Genomic DNA, 15,130 nt, shown 5'->3' with positions numbered 1-15,130 from the left:
ATTGTTTCAGCTTTACTATGTTATGATTCCTTCGACGCATTTCTTGCCCGCAATACACTGGCAATTAACCCGCCCCAGATAATCACAATTCCAATCACAGCCATCACAATGGCACTTGCAGACATAATGAGTCCTCCTTTGTATTTTTTAAGCCTGATGATTCTTTTTCGGCCATTTCTTCATTGTAATTAAAGCACCAATTAACATCGCTCCAAGCGCCACAAGCCAGCCAAAATTGAAGAGGAAATCAATGGGGTACCCTGCATAGTTCTCTTCTAGATCTCCTTTTAAATTTTGCAACATCATATAACCTAGAATAATTGGGGTGATTACACCCAGACAGAATCTCCACCATAGACCTAATTTGATATCAGAGATCGAATCGGCATGCTGCTGTAAGTCTTTCAACGAACGGGCAAACCATGCGATCGCCACTACCTCAAATAAACCAGCTAAAGCTACGCCATAATTGTTAATAAAGTAATCTACCGTATCTAATAAGTTAAGACCACCTTGGTTAGCATATAGTAACGAAGCTAGGAACGCCAAACCGCCACCAAATAATAGTGCCTTTCCGCGTGTAATCGAGAATTTCTCTTGGAGACCGGCAATATAAGTTTCAGAAATCGAAATCATTGACGACAGACCTGCCAAGAACAAGGACGCAAAGAATAAGAAACCAAAGAATCCAGAAGCAGGCATTTGATTAATAATTTCAGGGAAGACCATAAAGGCTAACGCCATCCCGTCGTCTACTACTTCAGAGACCTCTTCACCTGACTGTAAAGCCATAAACCCTAACACAGCAAAAACACCAATACCGGCCAGTAATTCAAACGATGAGTTGGCAAATCCGGTAATAAAGGCATTATTCGTAATATCTGATTTTCTCGGCAAATAAGAAGCATAAGTAATCATAATCGCAAAGGCAATCGATAAACTAAAGAAAATTTGTCCATAGGCTGCTACCCAGACGGAGCCATCCATAATACTAGACCAATCTGGTTTAAAAAAGGCATCAAGACCATCTATTGCACCAGGCAAGGTAACGGCACGAATAACAATAATCAGAAAGACAATAAACAGAGTTGGGATAAAAATCCGGTTGGCCCACTCAATCCCTTTCCTTACCCCTCTTCCTAAAATAAAGAAGACGATGATCCATACAACAAGGAGCGGAATCATAACCATCGGCACAATCGATCCAAACGATCCGGCATCGGTTACGTTTAAAAAGTCTCCGGTAAAGAATGCTGCGCCATCATCTCCCCATTTGGTTCCAATTGCAAAATAGGCATACATGGCAGACCAAGTAATAATAATCGGATAATAGGTCGAAATCACAAAAGATATCAGTACCTGCCACCAGCCTATCCATTCCATCCCTTTACTAATTTTAGAGAAGCTACGAGGAGCTGAACTGCGATACTTGTGACCGATTGTATACTCCATAATCAATAATGGAATACCTGCCGTTAGCAAGGCAAATAGATAGGGTACAAAGAAAGCACCTCCTCCATTCTCAAATGCAGTTGCGGGGAATCGCCATATGTTACCCAAACCAACGGCTGAACCGATTGCCGCCAGCAAAAAGCCTATCCTGGTTCCCCATTGTGAACGATTATCCATAATGTTTGCTCCTTTCTCATTTCTATTTAATTTGTTTGCCAGATGAATTTACTGTTCACCAGCTCACATGATCCAGTGAAAACATGATGAATAGATAACAGTGCTAATCCATGAAAGTATAACGAATGTTTGAATATTCTGTCAAATATTAAAAAAGAAAGGCAGTTGTTTTTTTGTTGACCATGGATAGCAGAGATCTGCTATTCATGGTCCATATTCACTCTGAAATAAAACGGAATCGGAATTAACTCAAGCGTTCATCCAGTTTTTTTGAGCAACAAGATTATATCTTTTCCACCTTTACACCCAATAAACATTAAGGAGAAAGATTGGGATCAATGGGAATGGATAAATCAGATGACCCTTCCCCATTATGATAGTAATTCGGCACATCACCTGGATGAAATACCTTTGTTACAGGGATGTTCTGCTCTAGTTTCACTGGTTTAGAAGCAAAGGGAATGACGACACTCATTTCTACTTCTACATGCACATTCACTTCGATTATCGCTCCATTAATCCCCGTTTGAACAATCTCACTAGTGGTTTCCGTTGCTACACTTCCGATTACCTCCATATGAACCGGAATCTTCGGACCTAGATTCCCTAACAGCGGAATGCCTAAAGCCTGACCAATGGGGATTTCGACTAATAGTCCCCTTTTACGAATATCATCCAACAAGGCTTGCTCAGATTCATCCAACTCTAACTCTACTTCAATCGGCACACCGGTCTCCGGCCGCTCGCCTTCCTCCAAGAGCTTCAAGAAATTCTCTACCCGATATTGTACATTCCGCTGGACGCGGTTCTCCACAATTGTATTAAACACATAACTCTCCACCCTGCCCTGATCATCAACTTGTTCTTCAATTAAATCAGCAGTCTCTAAATCCTCCGAAATCTTCTTACTAACGGCAATCCCTAATGCTTGATTGGCAATTTGCGTCACTCGGAACTCTGCAATATTAAGCAGCACTGGTTTGAGCCCTTGATTGACCACTAGTATACTGGAAATCAGTGCCAATATAAAAAAGAAGAAAGAAAGAAAGAAGATGCGATGTACTGGAGATCTTCTCCATTGTCTTACTCTTGGTTTTCGTTTCATAAAAAATCTCCCCCTATCTTATATTTATGATAAGGGGAGTCGTTTATATACGTATATCTATTTTTCTTGGCCAATCTTTACTAATGCCTCACGCACTTTCATGCCTTGTTGCCATCCGTATTGCCTAGCATGATGAGTCACACTTTCCAACTCCGCTTCTTGCAGTTCCGCAATAGTCTTAACACCTACTGCTCGACCTGCCACAATCGGACGGTCTGACAATTTTTCATTTAATAATTCTACATCTAAAGCACCGCACATCACATAACCGATCTCATTTGAAATCACTAAAAGATTAGTATAAGGTAACTTCACCGTGATCGCTGTAAATGTCTGTCCTTCAATCGTGATTGGGTAAACCTCCATCATCATCCAATACACCCCTTTTCCTCTTAGTCTATGAAAAAAAGGGCGTATTGGTGTTTATCACCGTGTAACTGCCGATATGGTATGGAAAGAGTCCCATTGCAATAAAGCTCAGTTATGTTGTTTCAACATTTGCGCTAAAAGGTCACGCATAAACTCAGGAAGGAAAAATTCTTTCCTTTTGGAGCGGACAATTTCCGGAAACATAGTTCCAAAAGTAAACATATCAGCAGTAGCAAAGGTGTAAATGCGATTTAATTTCAGCGGTTTCCCCTGCCATTCTACATCCTGTACTCTTGTTGAACCATCTTGATCGCTTTGTAGCGTCACCTTGACTCCGCTAAAGACAAACTCACCTATAATTTTTCCTCGAAAACCAAACCCAGTTAACTCTAAATGTCGTAAAGACGATTGACAAGCCCCTCTGATCACTTCCAGTACTTCTATGCCTCTCAACGGTACTGTACATGGATTAATCGGATGTGGACATATTTGATGAATATCACCATAGGTCACTACTCCCTCAGGTAAACCATCTAACAAAATACCAGCGTTTAGCATGGCAATATCAGCATCTGTCCATTCCCTTAACTTATCCGTCAATTCTTGAATAATCGGTGTATTAGCAAACCAATCAACCCTTAGTGGCTGGGCAAGCTCGGTTACTGGCTGCTGAAGTAACTCCATTGCTTGCTGTTCCATCGATTGGACCAAATTCACTGTTGCCTGATCTCGATCCAAGTACTCTGTTTCCACTGTATAGGCTTGCTTTTTCGTCAATTGGCCTACTGTATGGTCCCACTCCAGATGGACTTCACCGACATACTTCCCAAATTTCCCTGCAGCCGTTAACAGGCTTTGATTAACCTCTTTCCCGTTTTTTAACAAATGATGGGTGTGACCACCGATAATCACATCAATCTCCGGGTATTTCTCCGCAATCATTTCATCATCGGACAATCCGAGATGTGATAAGAAAATCAATACATCACAATCTTTTTTTAAAGCTTGGATATGTTCGGCCAAATAGTCATAAGGTGAAGTAACTTGCCATCCTAATGGCTGATAAAAAGCAGTAAACGGAGCCGTCAAACCAAATATTGTCACCCTTAATTGATACTTTGTTTCAAATGTGATACTGTCTTTTAACCAGGAAGGATTAGGTCCTTGCAATGTATCCAAATTAGCACAAGCTACTTGAAATGCCGCTTGATCATATAAATGAAATAAATCTTCATGCTCTAGCGTGATTCCTTCATTGTTGCCTAACGTGGCAAAATCAAACCCCGCTTCATTTAATAAGCGAATATTGGCCTTGCCACGAAAAGCCTCTGCAATTGGATGAGAACGATCAATATGATCCCCAATATCGACGATCCAGCTCTGCTGACCACGCTGTGCATTTTTCTCCTTCTCTTTTTTGAAATAGTGTACAATATTTGGCCACTGATCAAAATGACTATGTAAATCATTACAATAATAAAAATGAAAACGTTCGATCATCTAGCCAAACCCCCTTCTAAAACAGTCCTTGCCATATTAATCGCAAACCAATCAACAACAGAATGGCGCGAAGCAAATATTCTACCGAGGTGCTCGACAAACGCTGATTCAGTTTGGCCCCTAGTATACCGCCAAACCAAGCACCCGGAATAAATGCCCAAACGTACATCCACTCGATATGTCCCAGGCTGATATGTGTTAATGAACTGACCGTGCTAAGTGTTAAGATCATAAACATCGAGGTTGCCGTTGCAATATGTGGTGGAAAATAGAAGAGTAAAATCATCGCTGGCACCATTAAAGAACCCCCGCCAATACCGAAAAATCCGGATAATACCCCCACCACAAAGGCAATCAACATAGCAATAACTGGCGAAAACCCATAACGATAAGTAGAAGAACCAATTGTGATTTCTCTCCTCACCTTATGTCTGCCTTTCTTCAGAGGCATTTGCTCACCGGAATCCGGTGTTTTTTTCAAAATAAAGACAAGGAAGATCACCAACATAAAAAGTCCTAGAAACACAGAGAACATGTCTGTTTCGACAAACTGATTAAGCCATGCTCCTAATATTCCACCAGGTAAACTTCCAATAATAAAATATACACCACTCTTATAATCGATTCGATGATTTTTGGCATACGTATAAGTGGAGGATGCCGCAGTGAAAATCATAATAATCAGTGATATCCCGACAATCGTACTAGTATCCGCCCAGTCAAACGACGGCGTAGTAACATGCAGAATTAATAATGTGGGAACAAGTATCACTCCGCCCCCAAGTCCTACTAAACTCCCTACCGTGGCAGAGGCCAAACCTATTATAAAACAAAGTATGATGACAAACACAGTTATCCCTTCTTTTACAGATATTTTTCTTAGCCATCAGCGACCTATCGTTGCTGATGGCAATCTCCCTATATTATACTGATTCTGTCTTTAAATATCCATTTTGCCAAGTGATGTTGGATTATTGATCAAAGGGTACGCTGTACTGGACAACACCTTGTGTATTAGTTAGCCCGCCCTGTATTAACTCAACTGCCATGAACGCTTCATCTTCTACTGCAAAAGGTGCCGTTATTTCCCACTTGCTTGCTGGCGCAAAACCAAATCGCGGATAATAATCTGGATGGCCAAGTACAATAACAGAGGAATAACCAAGCTCTGCGGCCTTCTGCAACGATGTATCAATCAGCTTACTACCGATCCCTTGTCCCTGATATGCAGGCAATACAGATACCGGCGCAAGTGCCAAGGATGGAGTATGGAAGGCTCCAATGGTTATCTTGGATAACAGTACCTGCCCAACTATTTCATTGGTTTCATTAAACGCAACGAAGGATAGTTCTGGGACGAACGCTTCTGTTTGTCTGATTTTATGTACTAAAACATGCTCTGTTTGATCACTGTATGTCTCATCGGCAAACGCCTGCTTCACTATTCGTTCGGTTTCAGGATAGTCAGTTTCTGTTTCTTGTCTTATGGTATAGTGCATAGTTTTCTCTCCTTTTGGAACAACCTCTTCATTATATTATTTATTTTAAAGAGATGCAGAACGAACGTCAATTTATTGCAATGTACAATCTCTTCAATAATTGTGATATGATTACTTATAGTCACCCCTTCTATATAAGTTGAACGTATAAATGCAACAAAAACGTGTGACAAGCAAGTCTTTGCTCACATTATTTCCTGATAATACTTCGTTTAATCCATTCATGTAAATGGATCAAGAGCACCTATCCGATCAATGGGAAATGATTTCATGCAACTTATATAGTTAAAATCTCGCTAAATGTCTGGCAACGAGTCTTGCCTTATCCAAGTGGCAAATAAAGACTAATGACGGCATATAGCATGAAATGAGCCTAAAGCGGAATCAAGATGTTCATTATTAGTAATGCAAGAATAACCCTTTAAACAACCTATCGAACAGAATTTATAACCAAAAGGAGCTGGAAAAATGTTCAATCAAAAGGAAATAACGATCCCCGCAGCATATCCATTACAAGGTACCTTCACCTTTCCCGATAGCGAACAAGTCAGCTACCCTACCGTTCTCATTATTCCTGGTTCCGGCGAGATAGACCGAAATGGCGATACAGCAGAACAACCAGCGATGTATTTATATCAAGACATAGCGGAGGCGTTAGCTGCTCGCGGATATGCGTCATTTCGTTATGATAAGCGAGGGCTCTTTGAAAGTGAAGGAGACTTTTTAGAGACCGGTTTCTATGACTTTATTGAAGATGCCGTACACTGCATCCATCATTTGCGTGAAGTAACGGAAGTAAACGCTGAACAAATTTATTTACTAGGACATAGCGAAGGGGCGATGATCACCCCAGCCATACAAAAACAAGAGGAGGTGCAGGGAATCATCTTGCTTAGCGGTTTAGCAGAATCCATCATTGATTTAACCAATCGGCAAAATGATGCGTTTTTTGAGCAGTTCAAACAAGGTAAATCATTGAAAAGCTTGCTTTATCGCCTATTTAAAATCGATTCCCTGCAAAAAAAAGTATTAAATAAACAACGAAATAAGATACTCTTCTCTGATCAAGAGGTAATGATGTCTAACGGAAGACGGATAAACGCAAAATATATTCGAGAATTTTGGCGTTATAATGTCTGCGAAATACTTCCAGCTATCCATTGTCCCACCTTCAGCCTAACCGGTGCTAATGATCAGCATGTACCGCCAGATCATGCCCAGACTATAGCCGAACTCGTTTCCGGTCAAGCAGAATGGCAGATCATCCCTGAGATCAATCATTTTTTACGAAAAGGAGAAGATCAGCCTCCGCATCAGCAAACAGCCGATTTTATCGAACAGCAGTCCAAGCTGTCCCTAGCGAATGAAGTAATCACAAAAATAACTAGCTGGTTAGATAATCAAATGAGGTAGACTACATTCAGAATCAAGTTGTGATCCCCCAGAATGGAAACAACTTGATTCTTTGTGTAATATAAATCCCCTCTACAAACGGTTTTGATTATTGCTTGTGTCATCTTTTTACCTAATTGAAATGGGGTTCTTTGTAAAATGTGAAGAATAAGCCGTCATAGCCAAATTATCACTTCTAATGTCGATTTATCTGTGTAATAATTTATCATAATTTGTTATCCCTGCTTAAATATTTTGCAACTCCCCTGTGATGTTCAGATGTTAAAGTAGTAGACAGTTGAGCGTAATAAGCGGTAATTAGGCTTACGCTTAATTCTACTACAATTTTTTAAGGAGGAGTAACATTGGTAGAATCGCAACATTATCTAAAAAAATACGTTATTTCGACTGCAATTGTCACCTCAATTGCCCTTACCCCCGTATTCAGCGGCAGCGTCTTTGCTAAAGCTGGTGAAGGATCTTCAGAAGGTGATATTTCCATTAACGAAAGCAACGCTCCTAACATAGAGCAACCCGTTGCTAATCAAACCTCACTTATCCAACAAGGTGACGTTAACGAATCCGTAGAAGATATCCAAATTCAACTACAGAATCAAGGTTATTATACATATAACATTGATGGCATTTTTGGGGATATTACCGCACAAGCAGTTCGGGATTTCCAAGCCGATCAAGGATTGCAGGTGGATGGCATTGTCGGTCCAAATACTGCTCAATCCTTAGACGTACCTACTAATGGTTCCAGCAGTGAAGGTAATCAAGAAGAAGTGGTTGAGGTTGATCAGCCAAGTGACAACAATGATTCTAATACAACAGATACTTCTATCCAGCAAGATATCGTTGACACTGCTCAAAGCGTAATTGGTACGCCGTATGCATGGGGTGGGACAAGCCCTAGCGGAATGGATAGCAGTGGTTTCATTAACTACGTTTTCAATCAAGTAGGAGTAGATATTTCTCGTACTCATAGTGACATGTGGGCAAACACTGGTGTTCACGTGGATTCTCCGCAGATTGGTGATGTGGTTTTCTTTGAAGGTACCTATGACACAGAAGGAGCTTCTCACAGCGGAATTTATATCGGTAATAACCAAATGATCCATACTGGCAGTGAAGGTGTTGTAGCTGCAGATATGAGTATCGATTATTGGCAAAATCACTATATTGGAGCAAAATCATTTATTAGATAAGCAACAAAAGGGTCTTCTTAGGAAGGCTCTTTTTTTATATTCAAAAAGGAACGACTAGCTAAAATAGCATCGAGTTAGATGTCTCCCGTGATTTGCGCAGCGCAGCACATCACTCATTTCTTATGGGCTCAGGAACTGGTTTGCTTCTCCTCAATCCGTAAGAAAGCTAGAATTCGATCACCTTACCATACGCTGCTGCTAGAAAAATAAGTCAAGCAAGCGTTTTTGGCCCCCGAATTAGTTTACATTAACGATTTATCACTATCCAAGTCTGTCCAGAGCCTTGAACAAGTCAAATTTCAGGTTAGTTACATCTATATGCTAAAAACAAGCAGACAGGTCACTTTCAAATAAGCGTCCTGTCTGCTATAACTATCCCTTTAGCGCTGATCGTTTTCTTCCTCATTTTCGTTTTTGGCATCTTTTATATTTCCTTTCGTGTCCTTGGCAAAACCCTTCGCCTTATCTATTTTGCCTTCTGCTTGTTTACTTTTCTGACCTGTTAGTTTTCCATACGCATCTTTTGCTTCCCCTTTTACTTTATCCTTTGCTCCCTCTACTTTATCTTTAAATCCATCTGTCATGTTACCAATCCTCCTTTACAATGACTGTTTCCCTGAAGGATTGACAATTAAACATGATCATTCATCAGGTTTTAAAGCTGGTTGTAACACATCATTTATCCTCTTTGACGACGTCTTTTCAACCATACCAAACCAATAATAAGGACAATGAGAAGCAAAGCACCGATTGTATAGACCATGGTCTGATTGATTCCAGTATGTTTACTTGCATGTTGTAATACATCTTCTCCAAATTCTTCAATTGGAACGGCATATACATTGGAATCCTGACTACCAATAAACATCGTATTATTGACAATAATAGGACCTGCAGGAGCCAATACACCTTGTAGCTGTTTCTCTCCTAATGCTTCGCCTGATTCAGCGTCCAACGCATAAACAAATCCTTCCGCATTCGAAAAATAAACTACCCCATCTTGTGCAACAGGAGGTGCTTTCATCACTTCATTCTCAAATTCCCATTGCTTCTCCCCTGTATCCAAATCAAACGCATAAAATGTTTTGGTGATCGGGCTTCCCACATAGATCATGTCTTCATAAATGATAGGTGCGCCAGATTTATTGTTTTTGACAAACTGACCAACGCCAAAACTAGCTTCCCATGCTAATTCTCCTGTTTCCGTATCCATCGCATACATCTTATGCTCTGGTTCTTCCTGTGTGCCTTCTATCGCCGTCGTAACAACCAGGTCGTCTGCAACGGCTGGTGGCACATCATCAAGACCAGCAATAACTTCAGGGAATTCTGTCTGCCAGGCAAATTCATCTGATGTTAAATAATAGGCTGAGAATGTGTAAGGTGATGGACTGCTCCCGCCTACAAACAGCTGATCATCCGTAATATTCGGTGCCGACATACTAACAGTGGAGCCGATTTCTGCTTTGTGCAACAATTCACCAGAATCAGGTTCTAACTTATATAAATGTCGATCTCCAGTAGCTGCATACACAGCACCATCATAATAAACCGGAGTAGGCATAACTTCTCCTTCCGTTACGTACTTCCATAAAATATCGCCATTTCCCGCATCCAATGCTAAGACACCACTCTCCCCTGTACCTCGGATACCATTATCCTGGAAGTAGCGATTCCCATAACCTACAAAAATAGTACCATCTTGATAAATCATCTCTGAATGAATCCAATTAGGTGCCTGATTACGCCAGATTTCTTCTCCACTTGCAATATCAAAAGCAAATAAATCACCAGAATTATGATTTCCCACAAATAATCTATCACCGACAACTACCGGCGTCGCCCTTACTTCATCCGCCGTTTCGTAAACTTGACTTTCAAGCGGATCACTCCCATTATCAAATACCGCATTTTTATCACTTTTCATTCGATATTGCTGCCATTCCTCTGGTCCAAAATCTTCCGCTGATACGAAGCCAGGTAACAGAAAGAAAGTGCACATAAGAATCAAGCAGAAAAAAGTTTTGGTGTACATCAAATTCTCCTCACCGATAAGTTTTCTTCATTTTAAACGATTGTTGTAGAAAATGAAAGACAAGCATTTGAACGAGAAACATGACAAACTTATTATTATAAAGTTTGAATATTCACAATATCACTGGATATTCCACATGTGAAATCATATAACATTAGCTTATAAAGCTTATTATTATAAACTTTTCATTAAGTTATACCCCTAAACAAAGTTGACTATTATGTGAAATATTTAACTTTAATATAGCATTTATATTAGCAATCATTTATAATGGAATTGTGAAAGGTTGAACAAAATTTCTAAAAAGAAATGGGGCGATGATGTTGAAAAGAAAAAAAGGGTTTCTGTTCCTAATCAGTGCACTCTTCTTTGTTCTCGTAATGGCTGGCTGTGGCTCTGACACAGAGGATGCAGATGGTTCAGAAAATGAGGAGAGCGGTAATAACACAACAGAAACAGAGGAAACACCAGAAGTTGAGGCAGAACCAGGAGAATACGAAGATGGTATTTATTTTGCAGAAGAAGATGGCTTTTCCGAGGATAGCGGCTGGAAATATACCGCTACATTAGAAGTAGAAGACGGCTCCATCGTGTCTGCTGACTGGAATGGCGCCAATATAGCAGGCGGTGATGATAAAGATACCGTTTCCGCTAATGGTGAATATGGAATGGTAGAAAATAGTGACGCTGAATTAGAGTGGCATGAGCAAGCAGAATTAGCTGAAGAATATTTATTAGAAATACAAGATCCAGCTGCTATTGAATATTCTGATGATGAAGGGCACACCGACGCAATTTCAGGCGTTTCCATTCATGTCGTTGAATTCTTTGACCTTGCCCAACAAGCACTAAGTAATGGACCTGTGGGCAGAGGTGACTATACTGACGGTGCTTACCATGCAGAACAAGCCGATTTTGATCCTGATTCAGGGTGGAAGTATACTGCTGATTTAACGGTAATTGATGGCTATATTGTAGCTGCTGATTGGAATGGAGTGCATACTGATGGTGGCGATAATAAAGACACCGTTTCCGCTAATGGTGAATATGGAATGGTAGAAAATAGTGACGCTGAATTAGAATGGCATGAACAAGCAGAGTTAGCAGAAGCACATTTACTAGAAACACAAGATCCAACAGATATCGAATATACCGATGATGAAGGACACACGGATGCCATCTCTGGCGTATCCATCCATGTTAGTGAGTTCTTTGACTTAGCAGAAGAAGCGTTGGCAGACGCACAATAAAATAATTGACAATTTAAAACAAGTATAAAAAGACTGCTACACACGATTAAAGCAGTCTTTTTTATTTTGATTAAATGCACTTTTCTTTCCCCTGTATAAAAATATTCCCTTTAAAACTATCAAATTGTCCTAAAAAGTACTTGACAAGAAAGATACTTGATGATAATTTTTGATTATATAACCAAAAATATAATTAATCAAGCAATTTTTATATTACTTAAACAATAAATTAATTGGACAATCATAATAGCAATTGATAAGGAGGAAGGTTCATGGTCGAGACAAAAACCGCTAAAACAATGCACGCCAAACGTGCACTATCCCTAGATCTTGCACGAGGACTGATGCTCTTTTTGATTATCCTCTCGCATATTCCATTGTTCTTATATACTATCGAACCTGGTGTGATAACCAAAGTGGCTGGCAGTACAGCCTTGGATCACATCTTAAATGTATTAATGGAAATAATGGTAGATAATCGTGCACGCCCCTTATTTGCCATATTGTTCGGTTATGGACTCTCCATGATTTACCGTAAACAAACAGAAAGAAATGGAACAAATGAAGCCAAACGCATCATCAAACGGCGTTGCTGGTATTTGATATTATTTGGTGCAGTCCTCGCAGGTGTTGCAGGCGGCCAGGATATCTTAATGACTTATGGTATTGCCGGACTTTTGTTGACCCCTAGCTTGAAAAAGACTCATACTAAGATAAAAAAGTATACCCTTATTTCTACCATGATATGTCTTGTATATATCCCTTTTTTATGGGGCGGCATAATCGCAGAAAATCAATCCTATGGGTTACCAATAGCATTAACCGGTCAGGAAACCTACTTCGATACCATACTGGAGCGGGTGGTTTCGATCCCTATTATTCCACTGTTCACCCATATCACCTTTCCCATTATACCTTCTGTACTAATGGGGATTTGGTTAGGGAACATCAACATCTTGACAGAACAGCAGCAGCATATCAAACGATTAAAGCTGCTAACCATTAGTGGCTTAACGATTTCACTTGCAGGCGCTATTCCACTTGTACTAATCAATGATGTTTGGTTTCCTTCTCTATTCACTGCAGGATTTGCTTATGGCCTTCATATTATCACAGGTTTTGCAGGAGGGATTGGCTATGCAGCACTATTTGGACTGCTTGGAATCTTTATTAAAAAACAAGGAGTGATGATACAAGCAATCGCAGCGATGGGCAAACGATCGTTAACGTTTTTTGTTATTCATGAGGTGTTGACAGTTATGCTTCTCTCCCCTATTGGCTTCGATTTAGGGTCCTCTTTAACAGTCACCACTTCTGTAATGGTTGGCATCCTGATGTGGCTTTTTACTTTATCCATTGCATACTTGATGGAACAACGTCACATAGCAGGGCCGCTGGAGAGCTATATTCGCTATTTGATTTATAAAAAATAGAAAACGCATCAAGTCGCCTATTATTTGTTTTTAGGTTGACAAAAATGATAGTGATAAATCGATGCAAAATCATATAAAAATCAAAAATCATCATAGATTTTTTCCTTTTTTACGTTATACTCGTAATCAAGGGAGGGATTTATGATGTTAATACCAGATAAAACGATTCAGGATTCTATTGTATATATACAGCAAAATTTGGATAAGGACCTAACACTCACATCGCTTGCTAAACAGGCAGCCTATAGTCCCTATCATTTTTCCCGTATGTTCAAAGGACAAGTTGGGGTATCTCCCATCTATTTTATTTCCAGCTTACGACTCCAGCTTGCCAAAAAATTATTGTTAGACACTTCATTCCCCATTCGTGATATTGGTCTTGAAATCGGACAGCAAAGTCTCGGTACTTTTTCCACGCGCTTTACGAAAAGTATCGGCATGACACCCGCTTCATTTCGTTCGTCTGTTCAGCATCCCGAACGGTATATGACAGACTTAAAACAAGGCAAATGGCAACACAGGCAAATAAACGCTTATTCTGAGCGGCAAGTATCCGGAACCATTCAGACATCGCAAGCTTTTCATGGCATTATTTTTGTAGGTCTTTTCCCTAAACCGATTCCAGAAGGACTGCCCATCCGCGGCACCTTACTAACGCAGACGGATTATTTTCAGATAACCAATATCCCTGTTGGTACTTATTTTATCATGGCAACGGCTGTATCATGGGAAACAAATGCCGAATCTATTCTTATTCCGCATGAAACATTACGCGCCCGTTACCTAGAGCCCATTTGTATCGATAAAAAACTACCTGTACCTGATATCCATCTGATCATGAGGAAACCAGAAATCACAGATCCACCAATTCTTATCTCTTTACCGTTGTTAATGAAGCATTTTCTGCAGCGATCCTCTATTTCCCATTAACGATAGAAATAACAGGGATGCACCACCGTGGGTTCATTGGCACATCCCTACTTTTGCTTTCTCAATGTTTTCTCCAGAAAATAATAGCTGTTACCGTTAACCACCAATAGACAGAGCCATACAATATACGCTGCAGCAATCCACCTGGAATATCCGTGAATACCGGCTGCAAGAATAGCATGAAAAGTGTCCCCATAGTCACCACGGTGCAAACAATGGTCCACCAAGCTATGTAAGGCATTTTTTTATAGATAACCTTACTGATTAGAATCATAGCGGGAATCTGCACTACCATCCCAGGAAGCGCACTCAGTGTATGCCAATAAAAGTTCACATCTGCAGGAATGATACCTGAAATCCCATAGCTTATTCCAAAGATTCCAATAAAAACGGTTGCCACTTTAGATGACCTGGCTTTCGGCCATAAAGGGTAAAGAAGAACCGCCCCTACCAAAATTGACAGACCAGTTAGAAAAAAAGTCCAGTTCATTAGCCAATGATAGGGTGAACAAATATCGTACGAGGCAAGTTCATATGTGTCCGTTCCACAAGCAGTTACCCCTAGGTCACTCATCGGTTGTTTCAGAAAATCATAGGGTACGGTCGTTGCACGAATAACGATTACTTCTATTACAAAATACGCACTTAGTGCCACCCAGCTAATCAAGCCAATGAGAACCGAACCTTTCGTTGGTTTACGCAATAAAAACAGTGTTAATATGGCTATCATGGCAACAAGTATCATTAATCCTGCATGGAATCCATCATTCATGTTAT

15 protein-coding genes are annotated in these 15,130 nt (G+C 40.2%); 5 read left to right on the top strand and 10 right to left on the bottom strand.

Going from position 1 to position 15,130, the window contains the following annotated elements; translation table 11 throughout:
• Positions 1–20 precede the first annotated feature (20 nt).
• The 7 genes from E0E32_RS10620 to E0E32_RS10590 form a co-directional block, all read right to left on the bottom strand.
• The gene (locus E0E32_RS10620; protein ID WP_130859748.1) at positions 21–125 is read right to left on the bottom strand and encodes a methionine/alanine import family NSS transporter small subunit; all 105 of its coding nucleotides are present in this window, start codon (positions 123–125) and stop codon (positions 21–23) included.
• A 22-nt stretch (positions 126–147) separates the two neighbouring features.
• The gene (locus tag E0E32_RS10615) at positions 148–1,629 is read right to left on the bottom strand and encodes a sodium-dependent transporter (RefSeq protein WP_130859747.1); all 1,482 of its coding nucleotides are present in this window, start codon (positions 1,627–1,629) and stop codon (positions 148–150) included.
• 316 nt (positions 1,630–1,945) lie between these two features.
• Complete coding sequence (yunB, locus tag E0E32_RS10610) at positions 1,946–2,734, bottom strand: sporulation protein YunB (protein WP_130859746.1); 789 nt, start codon at positions 2,732–2,734, stop codon at positions 1,946–1,948.
• Positions 2,735–2,791: 57 nt separating this feature from the next.
• Positions 2,792–3,103, bottom strand: coding sequence for a YunC family protein (locus E0E32_RS10605; RefSeq protein WP_130860184.1), 312 nt, complete (start codon positions 3,101–3,103; stop codon positions 2,792–2,794).
• Between the two features lie 108 nt (positions 3,104–3,211).
• Positions 3,212–4,603, bottom strand: a complete 1,392-nt coding sequence (locus E0E32_RS10600) for a bifunctional metallophosphatase/5'-nucleotidase (RefSeq protein WP_130859745.1) — start codon at positions 4,601–4,603, stop codon at positions 3,212–3,214.
• A 16-nt stretch (positions 4,604–4,619) separates the two neighbouring features.
• Positions 4,620–5,453, bottom strand: a complete 834-nt coding sequence (locus E0E32_RS10595) for a sulfite exporter TauE/SafE family protein (RefSeq protein ID WP_066192531.1) — start codon at positions 5,451–5,453, stop codon at positions 4,620–4,622.
• Between the two features lie 121 nt (positions 5,454–5,574).
• Positions 5,575–6,102, bottom strand: coding sequence for a GNAT family N-acetyltransferase (locus E0E32_RS10590; protein WP_130859743.1), 528 nt, complete (start codon positions 6,100–6,102; stop codon positions 5,575–5,577).
• Between the two features lie 468 nt (positions 6,103–6,570).
• Between E0E32_RS10590 and E0E32_RS10585 the strand changes: the two genes are divergently transcribed.
• Positions 6,571–7,515, top strand: a complete 945-nt coding sequence (locus E0E32_RS10585) for an alpha/beta hydrolase (RefSeq protein ID WP_130859742.1) — start codon at positions 6,571–6,573, stop codon at positions 7,513–7,515.
• Positions 7,516–7,859: 344 nt separating this feature from the next.
• Positions 7,860–8,705: a C40 family peptidase gene (locus E0E32_RS10580; RefSeq protein ID WP_130859741.1), complete on the top strand. Its 846-nt coding sequence runs from the start codon at positions 7,860–7,862 to the stop codon at positions 8,703–8,705.
• Between the two features lie 380 nt (positions 8,706–9,085).
• Here E0E32_RS10580 and E0E32_RS10575 read toward each other — a convergent pair whose 3' ends face one another.
• Both E0E32_RS10575 and E0E32_RS10570 read right to left on the bottom strand, forming a co-directional pair.
• Entirely contained in the window at positions 9,086–9,289 is a 204-nt protein-coding gene (locus tag E0E32_RS10575) for a CsbD family protein (protein ID WP_066192523.1), read from the bottom strand.
• Positions 9,290–9,384: 95 nt separating this feature from the next.
• The gene (locus tag E0E32_RS10570; protein WP_130859740.1) at positions 9,385–10,740 is read right to left on the bottom strand and encodes an outer membrane protein assembly factor BamB family protein; all 1,356 of its coding nucleotides are present in this window, start codon (positions 10,738–10,740) and stop codon (positions 9,385–9,387) included.
• Positions 10,741–11,063: 323 nt separating this feature from the next.
• Between E0E32_RS10570 and E0E32_RS10565 the strand changes: the two genes are divergently transcribed.
• The 3 genes from E0E32_RS10565 to E0E32_RS10555 all read left to right on the top strand — a co-directional run bounded on the left by E0E32_RS10565 (position 11,064) and on the right by E0E32_RS10555 (position 14,353).
• The gene (locus E0E32_RS10565) at positions 11,064–11,990 is read left to right on the top strand and encodes an FMN-binding protein (protein WP_286171873.1); all 927 of its coding nucleotides are present in this window, start codon (positions 11,064–11,066) and stop codon (positions 11,988–11,990) included.
• 272 nt (positions 11,991–12,262) lie between these two features.
• On the top strand, positions 12,263–13,423 hold the full coding sequence (locus E0E32_RS10560) for a DUF418 domain-containing protein (protein WP_130859739.1): 1,161 nt from the start codon (positions 12,263–12,265) through the stop codon (positions 13,421–13,423).
• Between the two features lie 144 nt (positions 13,424–13,567).
• Positions 13,568–14,353, top strand: a complete 786-nt coding sequence (locus E0E32_RS10555) for a helix-turn-helix transcriptional regulator (RefSeq protein WP_130860182.1) — start codon at positions 13,568–13,570, stop codon at positions 14,351–14,353.
• Positions 14,354–14,414: 61 nt separating this feature from the next.
• On the opposite strand, the gene E0E32_RS10550 is transcribed toward E0E32_RS10555, so the two are convergent.
• The gene (locus E0E32_RS10550; RefSeq protein WP_286171872.1) at positions 14,415–15,125 is read right to left on the bottom strand and encodes a DUF998 domain-containing protein; all 711 of its coding nucleotides are present in this window, start codon (positions 15,123–15,125) and stop codon (positions 14,415–14,417) included.
• Positions 15,126–15,130: the final 5 nt, after the last annotated feature.

Origin of the sequence: Gracilibacillus phocaeensis (assembly GCF_900626275.1) — a bacterium.
In the GTDB taxonomy this organism is placed as follows: Bacteria; Bacillota; Bacilli; order Bacillales; family Amphibacillaceae; genus Gracilibacillus; species Gracilibacillus timonensis.
The sequence above is the reverse complement of the archived record's forward strand: the minus strand, read 5'-3'. Positions and strand labels throughout refer to the sequence as shown.

Excerpts from the sequence above, each read along its gene's own strand:
- E0E32_RS10600 (WP_130859745.1), bottom strand. The coding sequence starts at position 4,603 with ATGATCGAACGTTTTCATTTTTATTATTGTAATGATTTACATAGTCAT.
- E0E32_RS10605 (WP_130860184.1), bottom strand. The coding sequence starts at position 3,103 with ATGATGGAGGTTTACCCAATCACGATTGAAGGACAGACATTTACAGCG.
- E0E32_RS10585 (WP_130859742.1), top strand. The coding sequence starts at position 6,571 with ATGTTCAATCAAAAGGAAATAACGATCCCCGCAGCATATCCATTACAA.
- E0E32_RS10590 (WP_130859743.1), bottom strand. The coding sequence starts at position 6,102 with ATGCACTATACCATAAGACAAGAAACAGAAACTGACTATCCTGAAACC.
- E0E32_RS10550 (WP_286171872.1), bottom strand. The coding sequence starts at position 15,125 with ATGAATGATGGATTCCATGCAGGATTAATGATACTTGTTGCCATGATA.
- E0E32_RS10555 (WP_130860182.1), top strand. The coding sequence starts at position 13,568 with ATGTTAATACCAGATAAAACGATTCAGGATTCTATTGTATATATACAG.
- E0E32_RS10575 (WP_066192523.1), bottom strand. The coding sequence starts at position 9,289 with ATGACAGATGGATTTAAAGATAAAGTAGAGGGAGCAAAGGATAAAGTA.
- E0E32_RS10560 (WP_130859739.1), top strand. The coding sequence starts at position 12,263 with ATGGTCGAGACAAAAACCGCTAAAACAATGCACGCCAAACGTGCACTA.
- yunB (WP_130859746.1), bottom strand. The coding sequence starts at position 2,734 with ATGAAACGAAAACCAAGAGTAAGACAATGGAGAAGATCTCCAGTACAT.
- E0E32_RS10620 (WP_130859748.1), bottom strand. The coding sequence starts at position 125 with ATGTCTGCAAGTGCCATTGTGATGGCTGTGATTGGAATTGTGATTATC.
- E0E32_RS10615 (WP_130859747.1), bottom strand. The coding sequence starts at position 1,629 with ATGGATAATCGTTCACAATGGGGAACCAGGATAGGCTTTTTGCTGGCG.
- E0E32_RS10570 (WP_130859740.1), bottom strand. The coding sequence starts at position 10,740 with ATGTACACCAAAACTTTTTTCTGCTTGATTCTTATGTGCACTTTCTTT.